The 1,318-nt window shown below is 62.1% G+C and carries 1 protein-coding gene; it reads left to right on the forward strand.

Annotation, left to right across the window (positions count from 1 at the left end; all coding sequences use genetic code 11):
- The first annotated feature begins 597 nt into the window (after window positions 1–597).
- Complete coding sequence (locus tag FXV83_RS41575; protein WP_235940619.1) at window positions 598–1,308, forward strand: reverse transcriptase domain-containing protein; 711 nt, start codon at window positions 598–600, stop codon at window positions 1,306–1,308.
- The last annotated feature ends 10 nt before the right edge of the window (window positions 1,309–1,318 follow it).

A 1,318-nucleotide genomic window follows, 5' to 3' on the forward strand; every position in this document is an offset into this window, starting at 1 on the left:
TGCCCTGATCAATCATTCCCTTGACAACCACATCCCCATACAAGCCCGGATGAAGCGCAGCGAAATCCGGGTCAGCTGTCGAAGCGGATAGGCCTGTCCCGGATTACGCTGTGTGCCCCGAAAGGGCGTGTGTCACCAGTGGAGGAAGAATCCACCCAGATAGTTGTCGATAGGTCTGGTAGCTGACGAGCAGGGTGGTCGGGTAACTGGCCACACTGAAGCCTCGTGACAAAGGTCGCCTTGGGCGACTGAGCGAGCCAGCGGGCCGCAACGTGAGTAAAGCCCGAGCAGGCCTCGAAAGTGAAGATGCGGATGCCGACCCGCCAGCGTAACGGGGAAGGCAGCACGGGTGGAAGCAATCGACGTGCGCACCCACCTGATCCGCCGGGGTAATGGGCGCGGCACGCTGGCAGGGTGATGCAGGCAACGGGGGAGACCCGTTTAGGCGAGGATAGCGGCCTCAACGTCGCGAAAGGCGGCGGCCTGAACGGGAGTCGGACAGGGTCGTAGTACCGATGAAGCCGGGTAACTCCGGTGGAGGGAAGGGCCCTGACTTCTGGAGCGCTAACGAAGATGGTGAGGATCAGGTGATTGGCGATGAGCCTTGAAACACCGGAAAAGATCAGGAGCCTTCAGAGGAAGCTGTATTGCGAGGCGAAGGCAGAGTCCGCCTTCCGCTTCTACCTGCTCTACGACAAGATCCATCGAGAGGATATTCTGCACCACGCCTATGAGCTGGCCCGCGCCAATGCGGGAGCACCGGGCGTAGACGGAGAGAGCTTCGCGGCGATTGCGGCGTCGGGGGAGGAGGAATGGCTGGCGGGCCTGAGACAGGAATTGATCACGAAGACGTATCGTCCTGCACCGGTGCGACGGGTGATGATCCCGAAGCCGGGCGGCGGAGAACGTCCGCTCGGCATCCCGACGATCCGGGACCGGGTGGTTCAGACCGCCGCCAAGCTGGTGTTGGAGCCGATCTTTGAAGCGGACCTGGAAGACAGCGCATATGGCTATCGGCCCGGCCGCGGTGGGACGGACCCTGTCAAGGAAGTGCACCGGCTGCTGGGCCGGGGCTACACGGATGTGGTCGATGCCGATCTGTCGAAGTACTTCGACACCATTCCACACTCAGAACTTCTCAAATCGGTGGCACGCCGCATCGTCGATCGGCATGTGCTTTGGCTGATCAAGATGTGGTTGAAGGCGCCGGTCGAAGAGACGGGTGGTGGTGGGGAAGGCAAGCGGCGCATGACGGGAGGCAAGAGCAGCACGCGCGGCACGCCGCAAGGCGGTGTCGCGGCTCCCTGAACGCAAAAGA

The sequence above is a fragment of the Bradyrhizobium hipponense genome (assembly GCF_008123965.1).
Lineage (GTDB): Bacteria > Pseudomonadota > Alphaproteobacteria > Rhizobiales > Xanthobacteraceae > Bradyrhizobium > Bradyrhizobium hipponense.